The 14,868-nt window shown below is 73.3% G+C and carries 12 protein-coding genes and 1 tRNA gene; 7 read left to right on the top strand and 6 right to left on the bottom strand.

Features of this window, described 5'->3' with window-relative positions:
• Positions 1-20 precede the first annotated feature (20 nt).
• Positions 21-1,445, bottom strand: coding sequence for a protein kinase domain-containing protein (locus ACQPZO_RS21375; RefSeq protein ID WP_433343426.1), 1,425 nt, complete (start codon positions 1,443-1,445; stop codon positions 21-23).
• Between the two features lie 216 nt (positions 1,446-1,661).
• On the opposite strand from ACQPZO_RS21375, the gene ACQPZO_RS21370 reads away from it, so the two are divergent.
• On the top strand, positions 1,662-2,132 hold the full coding sequence (locus ACQPZO_RS21370) for an RrF2 family transcriptional regulator (RefSeq protein ID WP_433343424.1): 471 nt from the start codon (positions 1,662-1,664) through the stop codon (positions 2,130-2,132).
• 179 nt (positions 2,133-2,311) lie between these two features.
• The gene (locus ACQPZO_RS21365) at positions 2,312-3,274 is read left to right on the top strand and encodes a sulfite exporter TauE/SafE family protein (protein WP_433343423.1); all 963 of its coding nucleotides are present in this window, start codon (positions 2,312-2,314) and stop codon (positions 3,272-3,274) included.
• Between the two features lie 424 nt (positions 3,275-3,698).
• On the opposite strand, the gene ACQPZO_RS21360 is transcribed toward ACQPZO_RS21365, so the two are convergent.
• Positions 3,699-5,147 (bottom strand): pyridoxal-dependent decarboxylase, encoded by a 1,449-nt coding sequence (locus tag ACQPZO_RS21360; RefSeq protein WP_433343421.1) that lies wholly within the window; start codon positions 5,145-5,147, stop codon positions 3,699-3,701.
• A 245-nt stretch (positions 5,148-5,392) separates the two neighbouring features.
• On the opposite strand from ACQPZO_RS21360, the gene ACQPZO_RS21355 reads away from it, so the two are divergent.
• Positions 5,393-7,669, top strand: coding sequence for a cellulose binding domain-containing protein (locus tag ACQPZO_RS21355; RefSeq protein WP_433343420.1), 2,277 nt, complete (start codon positions 5,393-5,395; stop codon positions 7,667-7,669).
• A gap of 235 nt (positions 7,670-7,904) precedes the next feature.
• Here the strand turns inward: ACQPZO_RS21355 and ACQPZO_RS21350 are convergent, their stop codons facing one another.
• Both ACQPZO_RS21350 and ACQPZO_RS21345 read right to left on the bottom strand, forming a co-directional pair.
• Positions 7,905-8,900, bottom strand: coding sequence for an LLM class flavin-dependent oxidoreductase (locus ACQPZO_RS21350; protein WP_433343419.1), 996 nt, complete (start codon positions 8,898-8,900; stop codon positions 7,905-7,907).
• 71 nt (positions 8,901-8,971) lie between these two features.
• Positions 8,972-9,451 (bottom strand): Lrp/AsnC family transcriptional regulator, encoded by a 480-nt coding sequence (locus ACQPZO_RS21345; protein WP_350885069.1) that lies wholly within the window; start codon positions 9,449-9,451, stop codon positions 8,972-8,974.
• An 83-nt stretch (positions 9,452-9,534) separates the two neighbouring features.
• Here ACQPZO_RS21345 and ACQPZO_RS21340 point away from each other — a divergent pair, with 83 nt between their 5' ends.
• A complete protein-coding gene (locus ACQPZO_RS21340) occupies positions 9,535-10,713 on the top strand; it encodes a trans-sulfuration enzyme family protein (RefSeq protein WP_433343416.1) in 1,179 nt (392 codons plus the stop codon).
• A gap of 23 nt (positions 10,714-10,736) precedes the next feature.
• Here the strand turns inward: ACQPZO_RS21340 and ACQPZO_RS21335 are convergent, their stop codons facing one another.
• Positions 10,737-11,285: a transcriptional regulator gene (locus tag ACQPZO_RS21335; RefSeq protein ID WP_433343415.1), complete on the bottom strand. Its 549-nt coding sequence runs from the start codon at positions 11,283-11,285 to the stop codon at positions 10,737-10,739.
• A gap of 47 nt (positions 11,286-11,332) precedes the next feature.
• Positions 11,333-11,415 (bottom strand) — tRNA-Leu (locus ACQPZO_RS21330).
• An 81-nt stretch (positions 11,416-11,496) separates the two neighbouring features.
• On the opposite strand from ACQPZO_RS21330, the gene ACQPZO_RS21325 reads away from it, so the two are divergent.
• From ACQPZO_RS21325 to ACQPZO_RS21315, 3 genes are all read left to right on the top strand, one after another.
• Positions 11,497-12,117: an ANTAR domain-containing response regulator gene (locus tag ACQPZO_RS21325; RefSeq protein WP_433343413.1), complete on the top strand. Its 621-nt coding sequence runs from the start codon at positions 11,497-11,499 to the stop codon at positions 12,115-12,117.
• A gap of 70 nt (positions 12,118-12,187) precedes the next feature.
• Positions 12,188-13,408 (top strand): hypothetical protein, encoded by a 1,221-nt coding sequence (locus ACQPZO_RS21320; RefSeq protein ID WP_433343411.1) that lies wholly within the window; start codon positions 12,188-12,190, stop codon positions 13,406-13,408.
• Positions 13,409-13,674: 266 nt separating this feature from the next.
• On the top strand, positions 13,675-14,841 hold the full coding sequence (locus ACQPZO_RS21315; protein WP_433343410.1) for a branched-chain amino acid ABC transporter substrate-binding protein: 1,167 nt from the start codon (positions 13,675-13,677) through the stop codon (positions 14,839-14,841).
• The last annotated feature ends 27 nt before the right edge of the window (positions 14,842-14,868 follow it).

Genomic DNA, 14,868 nt, shown 5'->3' with positions numbered 1-14,868 from the left:
TCCTCCAGGGGTTCGCGGGTTCAGGCGCCGGGGTAGGCCGCGGGGCCGCCCCGGTCGGACGTGGGCGCCGCCCCGGACCCGTCGGGTGCGGCGGCGTCCGGTGCGGCGGCTCCGGGCAGCGCGGTGGCGACGAGCAGACGGACACCGTAGACCACGACGAAGGTCACCGCCCCCACGGCGGCGGCGGTGCCCGGGGCGGTGGTCGCCACGTATCCGGCGGCCCCACCGGTCGCGCCCAGGAAGATGGCGGCCGAGATCCCCCAGGCATCGGCGTACTGCCGGCGCACCCGCCGCGACCACGTGTCCCGCGCCGGCCCGCGCGCCGTCGGCCGGTACGTGGCCGGCGAGGGTGCCGTCGGCCCGTGTGTCGTCGGCGGGTACCCGGTCTGGGTGGCCGGCGGGTACGCGGTCTGGCTCTGGGCGGTCGGTGGGTACCCGGTCTGCCCGTGGGTGGTCGGCTGGTAGGCGGTCGGCGGGGGAGCCGTCGGCCCGTGTGTCGTGGGCTGGTACGTGGTCGGTCCGTGCGTCGTCGGTGGGTACCCGGTCGGCTCGTGCATCGCCGGCTGGCGGGGGACCAGCTGGGTGGCCGCCGCGTCGGTGCCCGCCCGCAGCGCCGTCTGGATCGGCACCGGCGCCCCGGCGTGCGGGGTGTGCCCCAGCAGGCGCAGCAGGACCTGTTCGGCCGGCGGCCGGGCCCGGTGGTCCTTGTCCAGGCACTGCCCGACCAGCTCGCCCAGCGGACCGGAGAGGCCGGCCAGATCCGGCGGGTCGTGCAGCACCCGGTTCATCACCGCAACGACCGTCCCGGTGCCGAACGGCGGTCGGCCCGCCGCGGCGAACGCGATGGTCGCCGCCCAGGCGAACACGTCGCTGGCCGGGCCCACCTCGTCGTCGCGGAACCGCTCCGGCGCCATGTATGGCGCGGTGCCCATGATCCTGCTGGTCATCGTCTCGGTGACGTCGAGGGCCCGGGCGATGCCGAAGTCGATGACCCGGGCGCCGTCCGCGCCGAGGACGACGTTGTCCGGCTTGAGGTCGCAGTGCACCACGTCGGACTGGTGGATCGCGGCGAGCGCGGTGGCGGTGCCCACTGCCAGCCGGTGCAGGGCGTTGCCGGTGACCGGGCCGTACTCGCGGACGTGCCGTTGCAGGGTCGGGCCCTCGATGTACTCGCTCACCACGTAGGGCGGGTCGTTGTCCACGTCCGCGAAAAGGATTTGCGCGGTGCAGAACGGCGTTACCCGCCGGGCGGCGGCGATCTCCTTGGCGAACTGGGCCTTGGCGCGCGGGTTGTGGTGCAGGTCGAGGTTGATCATTTTGACGGCGACGAACCCGCCCTGCTGTTCGCGGCCCAGGTAGACCACGCCCTGGCCGCCCGCACCGAGGCGGCCGAGCAGTTCGTAGGGGCCCGCCCGGTCCGGATCCCGCGGACCCAGCGGCGTCATATCCGGCATCGCTGTCGCTGCCCCTATCGGCCTGGCTGTCTTCCGCTCTGCGCGCTGACGCGTCGTCGGGTCCCCGTCGTGCGACGACACGGGTATGGTGCCACGACCGCGCCACCGACGAGAGCCGCCCGGCCGGGCGGTGGGGCGAGGGAGGTTCGACCGTTCGGCCGAGGGGCGGCAGCCTGGCCGGTCGGCTCGGCGACTAACCTGGCCGACATGCGTCTCTCCGCTCGGGTCGACTACGCCCTCCGCGCGGCCGCCGAACTCGCGGCGGTCGCCGAGGGTGCCGGCGCCGGCCGGGCCCGCCCGGTGACGGCCGAGCAGATCGCCAAGACACAGGAGATTCCGCCGAAGTTCCTGGAGAGCATCCTGCTGCAACTGCGCCGCGGCGGGATCGTGCACGCCCAGCGCGGCCCCGAGGGCGGGTACTGGCTGGCCCGGCCGGCCGCCGACATCTCCCTGGCGGAGGTGATCCGGGTGATCGACGGGCCGCTGGCACACGTCCGGGGGCAGCGCCCGGAGCAGCTCGGCTACCTCGGCGCCGCCCGGGCGTTGCAGGACGTGTGGATCGCCCTGCGGGCCAGCGAGCGGGAGATCCTCGAACTGGTCACCGTCGCGGACGTGGCCAACGGCACGCTCCCCGCGCGGGTCAACGAACTGGCCGCCGACCCGCGCGCCTGGAGCTGACCGGCGCCACCCGCGCCTCGCGCCACCCGCGCCACCCTCCATCGCCACGGATCGCCGACCGCGCCACGGGTGCGGCCGTCCGGCGCGTCCCATCAGCCGATCGGGGACTTGACCCGGGGCGACCCGTGCCGCATTGTCGACCAAGTCGATAGGATATGCCGCAAAGTCAGGGGGCGCTCGTGCGCAAGCTGCTGGTCCTCGCCCTGGTCGGGCTCGTCGCGCAACTGATCGATGGTTCGCTCGGCATGGCCTACGGGCTGACCTCGTCCACCCTGCTGCTCGTCGCCGGGGTCGCCCCGGCCGCCGCGTCGGCCTCGGTACACCTGGCCGAGATCGGCACCACGCTCGCCGCCGGGGTGGCCCACTGGCGGTTCGGCAACGTCGACTGGCGGGTGGTCGCCCGCATCGCCGTTCCCGGCGCGCTCGGCGCGTTCGCCGGTGCCACCTTCCTCAGCGCCATCTCCACCGAGGCGGCCGCGCCGTGGATGGCCGCGATCCTGTTCACCCTCGGCGCGTACCTGCTGGTGCGCTTCTCCCGGCCGCTGCGCGTCAACCGCGCCGCCGGTGGGCTGCGCGGCCGGTTCCTCGGCCCGCTCGGCCTGGTCGCCGGCTTCGTCGACGCGACCGGCGGTGGGGGATGGGGTCCGGTCGCCACCCCGGCGCTGCTGGTCTCCGGCCGGATGGAGCCCCGCAAGGTCATCGGCTCGGTCGACACCGCCGAGTTCGTGGTGGCGGGCGCGGCCAGCGCCGGCTTCCTGATCGGCCTCGGCACCGAGGGTTTCCTGCTGCCGACCGTCGCCGCCCTGCTGATCGGCGGCCTGATCGCCGCCCCGATCGCGGCCTGGCTGGTCCGGATCGTCCCCGCCCAACTCCTCGGCGCCACCATCGGCGGCGTGATCGTGCTGACCAACGCCCGCACCCTGATCCGCGTCGGCGGCCTCCCCGCCGGCGGGGCCCAGTGGCTGGTCTACGGGCTCCTCGCCGCCGGTTGGCTCGTCGCGATCGTCCTGGCCGTCCGCGCGCTGCGCCGCGTCCGCGGCGCCCGTGCCACGGTCGAGGCCGCCGTCGCTGCCCCGGCTGCCCCGGTGGCGGACGACGCCCCGTCGCGGCCCGTCCCGGTGAGTGCCACCGCCGAGGGCTGACGGTCGGAGGACTGAGGACTCGGGGTCGCTGGTGGCTGGCTGCGGTGGTTGGTGGCTGGCCGCTGAGGCGGCCCGGTAGGGCCGGGGTGCGCCTCGCCGGGCTGCGGAGCCAAGGCGTCGCCCGGTCGGCATTGCCCTGTGTCTCGCGACCACGGGAGGCAGCTGCATGGGCTGTTGGGCTGCCTATTGAGCTGCCCCGTCTGCGCTACCGGTAGCGCGTGTCCTCGGCGACGTCCGGCATGAGCCCGGTCGGGCATCTTGCGTCGGGGTCGGGCATCTTGCGGCCGGTCGGGCACCTTGTGCTGGTTCAGCAGCCTCGAGTGCCCGCCGTGACGTGACGCGCTGATGCCCCGTTTGTGCGGGCAGCTCCATAGCGACCGGAAGGCGTACCCCCCTGGGCGTGCCGTCGGGCTGTCGCGGATCTTCAGCCGCTGGCTCCGGGCTCCTCCAGCACCGTCCCCGCGATGGTGGAGAGCAGCTCCCATGCCTCGTCCACGTGCGCCTGTGTGGTCAGTGGCGAGCCGACCGCCAGGCGCAGCGTGTACCGGCCGGCGACCCGGGTGTGGGTGAGCAACACCCGACCCGTGGCGTTGACCCGGGACAGCAGTTCGGCGCTGGCCTCGTCGCCGGCGGTGAGCCGGAAGCAGACCAGCGAGAACGGGTGCGGCGCGGCGAGCGTGAACCGGTCGTCGGCGCGGACGTGGGCGGCGAACCGGTCGGCGAGGGCCACCCCGGAGCGGATGTGCGCCCGCAGCCCTTCCGCCCCGTACCAGCGCAGCACGAACCACAGCTTCAGAGCGCGGAACCGACGCCCCAGCGGCACCTGCCAGTCCCGGTAGTCGATCACCGCGCCGGTCTCGGTCGCCGCGTTGTGCAGGTACTCCGGCAGCACCGTCAGCGCCTCGATCAGCTCACCCCGGTCGGCCACCCAGAACGCGTCGCAGTCGAAGCCGGTGAGCAGCCACTTGTGCGGGTCGAAGCAGTACGAGTCGGCGTACTCCAGACCGGCGTGCGACCAGCGCAACTCCGGGCAGACCGCCGCCGCCCCGGCGTACGCGGCGTCGACGTGCAGCCAGACGCCGAGTTCCGCGCAGATCGCGCCGATCTCCGGTAGCGGGTCGATGGCGGTGGTGGAGGTCGTGCCGATCGTGGCCACCACGATCGCGGGCACGTCGCCGGCCGCCAGATCCGCCCGGATCGCCTCGCGCAGCGCGTCCGGGCGCATGGCCAGGGTTTCCGGGTCGACGTCGACCACCCGTACCCCGTCGAGGCCCAGTCCGGCGATCCGGGCCGCCTTCTCGATGGACGAGTGGCCCTGGCTGGAGGTGTAGGCGCGGTAGCGGCGGTCGATCCCGGCGGCCCGCCACTGGCCTCCGCTGGCCCGGTGCAGCGCGGCGAGGGTGGCCACCAGGGTCGCCGAGGAGGCGGAGTCCTGGATCACGCCGCCGCCGCTGCCGGTGGAGCGGAACCGCTGCGGCAGGTCGAGCAGCCCGGCCAGCCAGTCCAGCACCACCGTCTCCAGTTCGGTGCAGGCCGGGCTGGTCGCCCACAGCATGCCCTGCACGCCGAGCCCGGAGCTGATCAGGTCGCCCAGCACGCTCGGGCCGGAGGTGTTCGCCGGAAAATAGCCGAAGAAGCTCGGGTGCTGCCAGTGGGTCAGGTGCGGGGTGACCAGGTCGTCCAGGTCGGCGAGCAGGGCCTCGACCGGCTCGCCGTGCGTGGTCGGGCCGGTCGGCAGCGCGGCCGCCAGCGTCCCCGGCGGGGCGGGTGAGGTGACCGGGCGCCGCCCGAGCGTCGCCCAGTAGTCGGCGATCCAGTCCACCGCCGCGTGCCCGGCCCGGCGGAACTCCTCGGGGTCCATGTGCTCAGCCATCCGCCGAGTTGATCAAATCTCGCCGCCGAGGGCAAGGTCCCGTCCGGGGGTGCTTCCGACGCGCGGGGCCGGCGCGGCTGTTGCCTGCCGGAAAGCGTTGTCCTAGCATTCGTGCAGCGCGGAGTCGAACTACGGACGTCAATGCGTCCCCCCACCGCCCCAGCGCGGCGCACCGCCACCGCCGGCCCAGGGCAGGCCGACGGGCATCGCGTCGCCGCGCGCCCGACCTCCCCGGAGGCACGCCCGTGCACCCCAGCAGATCCCGTCGCCGCGCCGCCCTGCTCGCCGCGGCGGCGGCCACCGCCCTCACCGCCATCACCCTGACCGCCGGCACCCTCGGCGCCGTGGCAGCCTCGGCCGCCGCCGGCTGCCGCGTCGATTACAAGATCACCAACCAGTGGGGCGGCGGCTTCGGCGCCGACGTCACCGTCACCAACCTCGGCGACCCGGTCAACGGCTGGACCCTCACCTGGTCCTACGCCGCGGGTCAGCAGGTCGCCCAGGCGTGGAACGCCACCGTCACCCAGTCCGGTGCCCAGGTCACCGCCCGCGACGCCGGCTACAACGCCGCCATCGGCACCGGCGGCACCGCGAACTTCGGCTTCAACGCCTCGTGGAACGACGCCAGCAACCCCGTTCCGGCGAGCTTCGCGCTCAACGGCACGACCTGCACCGGCACCACCACCCCGACGACCAGCCCGCCCGCCACCACGCCCCCGCCCACCACCACCCCACCGCCGGCCACCACGCCGCCCCCCACCACCCCGCCCGCCGGGGCGAAGCAGGTCGAGGACCTCGACCGGGGCCTGATCAGCGTCCGTTCCGGCAGCGGGAACCTCGTCTCCTGGCGGCTGCTGGGCACCGAGACCTCCGGGGTGTCGTTCAACCTCTACCGGGGCTCGACCAGGGTCAACGGCAGCCCGATCGCCGGTGCCACCAACCACCTCGACAGCGGGGCCGCCGCCGGGGCGGCGTACACGGTGCGGGCCGTGGTGAACGGCGTCGAGCAGGCGGCGTCCGGGCCGGCGCTCCAGTTCGCGGGCGACTACCTCGACGTGCCGATCCAGCCGCCGGCCGGGGGCACCACCCCGACCGGGGAGGCGTACACCTACGCCGCCAACGACGCCGGCGTCGGCGATCTCGACGGCGATGGCCGCTACGAGATCGTGCTCAAGTGGGACCCGTCCAACGCCAAGGACAACTCCCAGTCCGGCTACACGGGCAACGTCTTCGTCGACGCGTACACCCTGACCGGCACCCGGCTGTGGCGCATCGACCTCGGGCGCAACATCCGGGCCGGCGCCCACTACACCCAGTTCCAGGTGTACGACTACGACGGCGACGGCCGGGCCGAGGTGGCCATGAAGACCGCCGACGGCACCCGCTCCGGCACCGGCCAGATCGTCGGCTCCTCCTCGGCGGACCATCGCAACTCCAGCGGGTACGTCCTGTCCGGCCCCGAGTACCTGACCATGTTCGACGGCCGGACCGGCGCGATCCTGTCCACCGTCAACTACGACCCGCCGCGCGGCACCGTCTCCTCCTGGGGCGACAGCTACGGCAACCGGGTCGACCGGTTCCTCGCCGGCACCGCCTACCTCGACGGCCAGCGCCCCTCACTGATCATGGCCCGGGGCTACTACACCCGCGCCGTGATCGCCGCCTGGGACTTCCGCGACGGCACCCTCACCAGGCGGTGGACGTTCGACTCGAACGCCTCCGGCAACTCCGCCGCCGCCGGCCAGGGCAACCACCAGCTCTCCGTCGCCGACGTCGACGCCGACGGCCGGCAGGAGATCGTCTACGGGGCGGCCACCATCGACGACAACGGCCGGCTGCTCTACTCCACCGGCAACGGCCACGGCGACGCCCTGCACGTCGGCGACCTCGACCCCAGCCGTGCCGGCCTGGAGATCTTCAAGGTCGACGAGGACGCCAGCAAGCCCAGCTCCTGGTTCGCCGACGCCCGTACCGGGCAGATCATCTGGTCGACCGCCGCCTCCGGCGACAACGGCCGGGGCGTCTGCGCCGACATCTGGGCCGGCAGCCCCGGCGCCGAGTCCTGGTCGTCCGCCGTCGACGGTCTCGCCGACACCAGGGGCCAGAACGTCGGCCGCAAGCCGTCCTCGGCGAACTTCCTCGCCTGGTGGGACGGCGACCCGGTGCGCGAACTCCTCGACGGCACGAAGATCGACAAGTACGGCACCGGCGGCGAGACCCGACTGCTCACCGGCAGCGGCGTCAGCTCCAACAACGGCACCAAGTCGACCCCGGCGCTGTCCGGCGACATCCTCGGCGACTGGCGCGAGGAGGTCGTGTGGCGCACCAGCGACAACACCGCGCTGCGCATCTACAGCACCCCGACCCCGACCGGCACCCGGATCCACACGCTGATGCACGACCCGCAGTACCGGGCCGCCATGGCGTGGCAGAACACGGCCTACAACCAGCCGCCGCACCCGGGCTTCTTCATCGGGGACGGCATGGGAACCCCGCCCGTGCCGAACATCTACCTGCGCTGAGCGCTCGTCGTGCTGGATGCCCTGCCCGCCGGGGACACCGGCACGGCAGGGTGGCAGGCACCGGGCCGCAGCCGCGGAATCCGCACAGCTCCGGCCCGGTGCACCACACCGCGGCACCCCCGACCCGTCCCGACCGGGGAGTGCCGTACCACCACCGGAACCAAAGTTACGCGCCGTCCGCGACGCGGGGGTGACGCCGTTATGAAGACCGTGTTTCGGGCGTTTCCAACAAGGTTCACCCGTCCCGGCGCAGCCCGCTCGCCACCTTGTCCGCGATCAGCTCGTACGAGCGCACCCGGTCGGCCACGTCGTACACCAGCGTGGTCAACATCAGCTCGTCCGCGCCGGTGCGCTCCAGCAGGCCGGTGAGCTGCCGGCGCACCGTCTCCGGCGACCCCAGCGCCTGCCCCTCCCGCCTGGCGAGCGCGAACTCCCGCTCCGCCTCCGTGTACGGGTACGCCGCCGCCTCGTCCGGCGTGGCGAGGGGCTCCGGCCGCCCCGAGCGCAGCCTCAGGAACGACAGCGCGCTCGGCCCCGCCAGCCACTCCGCCCGCTCGTCGGTGTCCGCGCAGACCGCGTTCACCGCCACCATCGCGTACGGCTTCTCCAGGAACCGCGACGGCCGGAAGTGCTGCCGGTACAGCGCCAGCGCGGGCAGCGTGTGCTGCGCGCTGAAGTGGTGCGCGAACGAGAACGGCAGCCCCAGCAACCCGGCGAGCTGCGCGCTGAATCCGCTGGACCCCAGCAGCCAGACAGCGGGCTGCAAACCCCGCCCCGGCGTGGCCGTGATCGGCCCCGGGCGCTCCCCGGAGAAGTAGTTCATCAGGTCGGCCAGTTCCCGGGGGAACCCCTCGGCCGACAGCCCCTCCATCGTCCGGCGCAACGCCAGCGCGGTGACCTGGTCGGTCCCCGGTGCCCGGCCGATCCCCAGGTCGATCCGGCCCGGGTGCAGCGCCTCGAGGGTGCCGAACTGCTCGGCCACCACCAGCGGGGCGTGGTTGGGCAGCATCACCCCGCCCGAGCCCAGGCGGATCGTCGAGGTGTTCGCCGCCAGGTGCGCGAGCAGCACCGCCGGCGCGGAGCTCGCGATCGCCGGCATGTTGTGGTGCTCGGCCACCCAGAACCGGCGGTAGCCCAACTCCTCCGTGCGCCGGGCCAGCTCGGTGGTGTGCCGCAGGGCCGCGCCGGCGGTGGCGCCGGCCGCGACCGGGGCAAGATCAAGAACAGACATCGGTACGTTGATCACGCGATCGTCCAACCCGCCGTGTGCCGGAATTGTTCCCCTCGCCGGGTACGTGTGGCTCAACCCATCCCGCGCGCCTGCTCGAAGATGAGGCTGGTCTGGGTGTGCTGCACCGCCGGGTCCACCGCGAGATGGTCCAGCACGAAGTCCCGCAACGCGTCCCCCGACGCCGCCCGCACGTGCAACACGTAGTCCTCCGCGCCCGCCACGTGGAACACCGACACCACCCCGGGCAGCCGCACCGACCGGGCCCGGAACGCGTCCACCGCCGCCCGCTCGTGCGCCGTCAGCCGCACCGACACCAGGGCCTGCAACGGCAGTCCCACCGCCGCCGGGTCGACCTCCGCGTGGAACCCCCGGATCGCCCCGCACTCCCGCAGCGACCGGGTCCGGGTCAGGCATGTCGACGGTGCCACCCCCACCCGGTCCGCCAGGGCGTTGTTCGGCAGCCGGCCGTCCACGGCCAACTCGGTCAGGATCGCGCGATCGACGTCGTCCAGGGCGGCGAAGGGCCGCACATCATTCGGTGCGAGGGGCATTCCACCATCCTGCTCCGAATTATCGCGTTGTCAAAGACCGACAAACAGAATCTTCTGCGACTCTCTTGCCGATCGTCGCCCTGATGTTCGACGCTTCCCACATGACGACCGTGGACACCAGAGCAGTGCACGCCGGCCGCGCCGACCTGGCCGCCCTCGGCGTCCACGTCCCACCCATCGACCTGTCCACCACCAACCCCCTGCCGTCGGTCACCGACGGCGGCGACGCGTACGAGCTCCTCGCCACCGGCGGCACCCTCCCACCCGGCGGCAGCGCCGTCTACCAACGCCTCTGGAACCCCACCGTCGCCCGCTTCGAGACCGCCCTCGCCGAGCTCGAAGGCACCGCCGCCGCCGTCGCCTTCGCCAGCGGCATGGCCGCCCTGACCGCCACCGTCCTCGCCGCCACCCGGGACGGGAAGCGCCACATCGTCGCCGTCCGCCCCCTCTACGGCGGCACCGACCACGTCCTCGCCACCGGCCTGCTCGGCACCGAGGTCACCTGGGCCCACCCCGACGGCGTCGCCGACGCCGTCCGCCCCGACACCGCCCTCGTCATCGTCGAGACCCCCGCCAACCCCACCCTCGACCTCGTCGACATCGCCGCCCTGGCCACCGCCGCCGGCGACGTGCCCCTGCTCGTCGACAACACCGTCGCCACCCCCGTCCTCCAGCAGCCCGCCCGGCACGGCGCCGCGCTCGTCCTGCACAGCGCCACCAAGAGCATCGGCGGCCACGGCGACGTGCTCGCCGGCGTCGTCGCCTGCGACGACCAGTGGGCCGCCCGGCTGCGCCAGGTCCGCGCCCTCACCGGCGCGATCCTGCACCCCCTCGGCGCGTACCTGCTGCACCGCGGCCTCCAGACCCTGCCCGTGCGGGTCCGCGCCCAGTCCGCCGGGGCCGAGAAGCTCGCCGGCTGGCTCGCCCGCCACCCCGCCGTCGCCCGCGTGCACCACCCCGGCATCGACGACCCGGCCGGGCTCGTCGGCCGGCAGATGGCCGGCACCGGCAGCCTGCTCGCCTTCGAGGTACGCGGTGGCGCGTCCGCCGCCGCAGCCGTCGCCGGGGCGTGCCGGCTGATCACCCACGCCGTCTCCCTCGGCGGGGTGGACACCCTCATCCAGCACCCGGCCTCGCTCACCCACCGGCCGGTCGAAGGCGACGCCAAGCCGGTCGGCGGCCTGCTGCGGATCTCCGTCGGCCTGGAGGACCCGGAGGACCTGCGGGCGGACCTGGAGCAGGCGCTCGCCGCGCTCGGCTGACCGGCAGAAGTCCGGCCCTGCGTTCAGGACTTCGGGCCGACGTGCCGGTCCAGGGCGGCGACCGCCTCCCGCCGGGCCACCGACAGCAGGTCGGGCCGGCACATCCGCCAGGCGACGCCCAGCAGGTCCAGTGCCCACTGGCAGAGCCCCATGACATCGGCGGACTCGTTGCCGAACGTGTAACGGGGATAGACGTACTCCTTGCCGCGCACGGTCACCCGGTTGGTCGCGCGGCGGCCGTCGGAGTGGAACAGGCCGCGCAGGAAGTCGTCGGGGTGCGCCGCGACGATCTCGCGCTGCCAGCCGGCGAGGACGATCGCCCGCTCGTGCTTCTTCGGGACGGGGTGCCCGTCGCCCAGGTAGAGGCCGAGCAGGTAGGCGTAGGCATCCGGACGTGTCGGATTGTCGACCTCGGGCGAGCACCGGTAGCAGCGTTTCGCCGTGCCGACGACGGCCCGCTCGGGGCGGTCGACACACCAGTGCCACCCAGTCTTGTAGGGCAGCGACGGCGAGCGAGCCACTGACCTGATGTCGTGGCCACGGGCGCGAGGCTCGCGAGCACGCGTACGCATGTCTGGAGGATGCACGCCCATATGGTCGAACGGGTGTATGACAAGAGTGCCGGGAGCGGGATTCGAACCCGCAAGCCCTTTCGGGCAGAAGTGTTTGAGACTTCCGTGTATGCCGTTCCACCATCCCGGCGGGTGGGCCCAACTGTACCGGACTACGCTTCTGCGGGAACATGGGTGGCAGTGGTTCGATGATCGATGGTGGGAGTGGCTCGTGGCCGAGACGCAGACGGATGCCGAGCGCAGGCGGGTGTTGATCGCCGAGGACGAGGCGCTCATCCGGCTGGACCTGGCCGAAATGCTGGTCGAGGAGGGCTACGAGGTGGTCGGCGAGGCCGGCGACGGCGAGACCGCCGTCCGGCTCGCCGAGGAACTGAAGCCCGACCTGGTCATCCTCGACATCAAAATGCCGATCATGGACGGGCTGGCCGCCGCCGAGCGGATCGCCGGCGCCCGGATCGCCCCGGTGATCATCCTCACCGCGTTCAGCCAGCGTGACCTGGTGGAGCGGGCCCGGGCGGCCGGCGCGATGGCGTACCTGGTGAAGCCGTTCCAGAAGAGCGACCTGGTGCCGGCGGTGGAAATCGCGCTGTCCCGGTACTCGGAGGTCGCCGCGCTGGAGGCCGAGGTCGCCGGCCTGACCGACCGGCTGGAGATCCGCAAGACCGTCGAGCGCGCCAAGGGCGCGTTGATGACCACGTACGGGATGACGGAGCCGCAGGCGTTCAAGTGGATCCAGCGCACGGCGATGGACCACCGGCTGACCATGAAGGAGGTCGCCGAGCGGATCCTCGCCGAGACCGCCGGCGGCGAGGTGGCCCAGCCGGCCCCCTGACGGCCCCGTCCGGCGGGGCCGGCGCTTCGCGGGCTCCCCGTCGCTGCGATCGATCGATATGATCGCGTCCATGCCTTCTCGGCGCCTGCGGGCGATGCCTGGCGTGGCGGCCGCGTGTTCGGCGGTGCTGGCCGGGTGCGCGGTGCTGCTGGCCGGGTGCTGGTCGGCCCCGCGTCCCGCGTCGGAGCCGACCCCGCTGCGCCCCGACTGGCGGGCGGTGACCCTGCCGACGCCGCCGGGCGCTCCGGGGCGGCTGCTGCTGCGCGACGCGGCGGCCTGCGGCGGGCGCTGGTTCGTGGTGGGCGCGGTCGCGGACGCGGCGGGTGTGACCCGGCCGGCGGCGTGGTCCAGCCCGGACACGGCGGCGTGGACGCCGTTGCGGTTGGCGGCGCGCAGCGGGTACGGCGCGCAGAACGTGCTGACGGCGGTGGGCTGCCGCGACGGCCGGCTGGCGGCGGTGGGCGCGAAGAGCGGCGGGGCGCACGGCAATCCCCGGGTGAGCACGTGGCGGCAGCTCGCCGACGGCTCTGTGGTGGAGGTGCCGGCGGAGTTCGAGGTGTTCGGCGGCCCGGACGCGGTGAATGTGGGGCGGATCGCGGGCGGCCCGGAGGGCTGGGTGATCGCCGGTAACCGGGGCACCGGTGCGGCGGCCTGGTCCTCGGTGGACGCGGGGGAGTTCCGGCTGGTCAGCGGCGTGCCGCCGCTGGCGTCTGACGCGGCGGGGCGGACCTGGGCGGCGGACGTGGCCGCGGGAGCGTCGGGTTGGGTGCTGGTGGGGTCGAAGCTGGCGTCGGGGCGGCCGGGCGGTGACCCGGCGGTGTGGACCTCGCCGGACGGCCTGGGCTGGCGGCGGGAGGCGCTGTCGGGCGTGGACACGCCGGGCGATCTCCAGCGGGTGGTCCGGGCGGGGGAGCGGCTGGTCGCGGTGGGTAGGCGCGGTGACGGCGTGGGGGCCTGGATCGAGGGGCCCGGCGGTGCTGCGGGGGCGACCCGGGCTGGGTGGCGGCCGGGCGGGGTGCTGGAGCGGGCCGGGGGCGCGTCGGCGCAGGTGGCGGGCCTGGCGGCGGTGGACGGTGGGATGGTCGCGGTGGTCCTGTCCGACGCGGGCGGGGCGGCCTGGTTCTCGACGGACGGTGGCGGCTGGTCGCCGGTGCTGGTGCCGGCCCCGTTGCCGGTGGGAGCGGACCGGTCGGTCGCGGTGGCCGGGGCGGGGGACCGGGTGTTGCTGCTGGTGGATGGCGCGCGGGGCGCCGGGGTCTGGTCGGCACGAATGCCGGACGGGCCCGGCTGAGCGTGCCTGCGGTTTGTTTCCGGACAGTGTCGGATGTCCGATTTCGCCCTTCCCCGCAGGGTGTGTGTTACAGCACCTCAGTGAATCTGGCCACTCAACGTAACGGTTAGGTCAACCCCGCTTCCCAGGTCTTACGGCGTGCCCTGCTGGTGGGATAACGTCCCGCCCCAGACCGGGTTCGCGGTCGGTTCGATCCCCTCCAGCAAGAGCCAATTTCCACATTGCGGCGGGTGATTCGGGCCTTCGGACGGAGGAGGGTACGAGCCGTGAGGCAGAAGCTCGCACGGGTGCTCGGTGGCGTGGCCATCAGCGCGCTCGTTTTCAGTGGCACGGCCGCGTGTAAGGCCGACAGCGGCACCGAGGAGGGTGGCAGCTCCGCCGCCTGTGACCTCAAGATCGGCTTCTTCGGCCCGCTCACCGGCGACGCCGCGGGTCTCGGTATCCACATGCGCAACGGCACCAAGCTGGCGATCGACCAGTACAACAAGGACAACGCGGACTGCAAGGTCAACCTCGAGCAGTACGACTCGCAGGGCGACCCGGCCAAGGCCCCGCCGCTGGCGCAGAAGGCGGTGGGCGACACCAAGGTCGTCGGCCTCGTCGGCCCGGCGTTCTCCGGCGAGTCCGAGGTGGGCGGCCCGATCTTCGACGCGGCCGGCCTGCCGGTCATCACCCCGTCGGCGACCAACCCGACTCTGACCACCAAGGGCTGGAAGGTCTACCACCGGGGCGTCGGCAACGACACCTCGCAGGGCCCGGCTGCCGGTCGCTACATCAAGAACGTGCTGAAGGCCGAGAAGGTCTACGTCGTCGACGACCAGTCGGCGTACGGCACGGGCCTGGTGAGCGAGGTCAAGAAGGTCCTCGGCTCGGTCACCGGCGAGGACAAGATCCAGGTCAAGCAGACCAACTTCTCCGCGGTCGTCACCAAGATCGTCGGCAGTGGCGCGACCGCCCTCTTCTTCGGTGGCTACTACACCGAGGCGGGCCTGCTGCTCAAGCAGCTCAAGGGCGCCGGCTGGAAGGGCACCATGGTCGCCGGCGACGGCGTGAACGACGCCCTCTTCATCAAGGTCGCCGGCCAGGCGGTCGCCGAGGGCACCGTCCTGACCTGCCCCTGCGCCCCGGCCACCGCGGCCAAGGGCACCTTCGTGACCGACTACAAGGCGGCCTTCGAGAACGCCGAGCCGGGCACCTACGCCGACGTGTCGTACGACATCACCAAGATCTACCTCGAGGGCATCAAGGCCGGCAAGGTCACCCGCGCCGACCTCCTCGCCTTCGTGAAGGCCTACAACAAGGCCGGCCCCGCCACCGGTGTGACCTACAAGTTCGAGGCCAGTGGCGAGCTGGACCCGGCGCAGGTGCTGGTCTGGGCGTTCAAGGTCAACGCGGGCAAGGTCGTTCCGGACATCGAGATCCCGAAGGCCTGACCGGTTCTCCGGTCCCGCCAGGGATAC

Origin of the sequence: Micromonospora sp. CA-111912, from assembly GCF_050948415.1 — a bacterium.
Classification (GTDB): domain Bacteria; phylum Actinomycetota; class Actinomycetes; order Mycobacteriales; family Micromonosporaceae; genus Micromonospora.
The sequence above is the reverse complement of the archived record's forward strand: the minus strand, read 5'-3'. Positions and strand labels throughout refer to the sequence as shown.

Bases quoted from the DNA above. Each gene is read 5' to 3' on its own strand.
- ACQPZO_RS21375 (WP_433343426.1), bottom strand. From the start codon at position 1,445: ATGACGCCGCTGGGTCCGCGGGATCCGGACCGGGCGGGCCCCTACGAA.
- ACQPZO_RS21370 (WP_433343424.1), top strand. From the start codon at position 1,662: ATGCGTCTCTCCGCTCGGGTCGACTACGCCCTCCGCGCGGCCGCCGAA.
- ACQPZO_RS21360 (WP_433343421.1), bottom strand. From the start codon at position 5,147: ATGGCTGAGCACATGGACCCCGAGGAGTTCCGCCGGGCCGGGCACGCG.
- ACQPZO_RS21350 (WP_433343419.1), bottom strand. From the start codon at position 8,900: ATGTCTGTTCTTGATCTTGCCCCGGTCGCGGCCGGCGCCACCGCCGGC.
- ACQPZO_RS21345 (WP_350885069.1), bottom strand. From the start codon at position 9,451: ATGCCCCTCGCACCGAATGATGTGCGGCCCTTCGCCGCCCTGGACGAC.
- ACQPZO_RS21340 (WP_433343416.1), top strand. From the start codon at position 9,535: ATGTTCGACGCTTCCCACATGACGACCGTGGACACCAGAGCAGTGCAC.
- ACQPZO_RS21335 (WP_433343415.1), bottom strand. From the start codon at position 11,285: ATGCGTACGCGTGCTCGCGAGCCTCGCGCCCGTGGCCACGACATCAGG.
- ACQPZO_RS21320 (WP_433343411.1), top strand. From the start codon at position 12,188: ATGCCTTCTCGGCGCCTGCGGGCGATGCCTGGCGTGGCGGCCGCGTGT.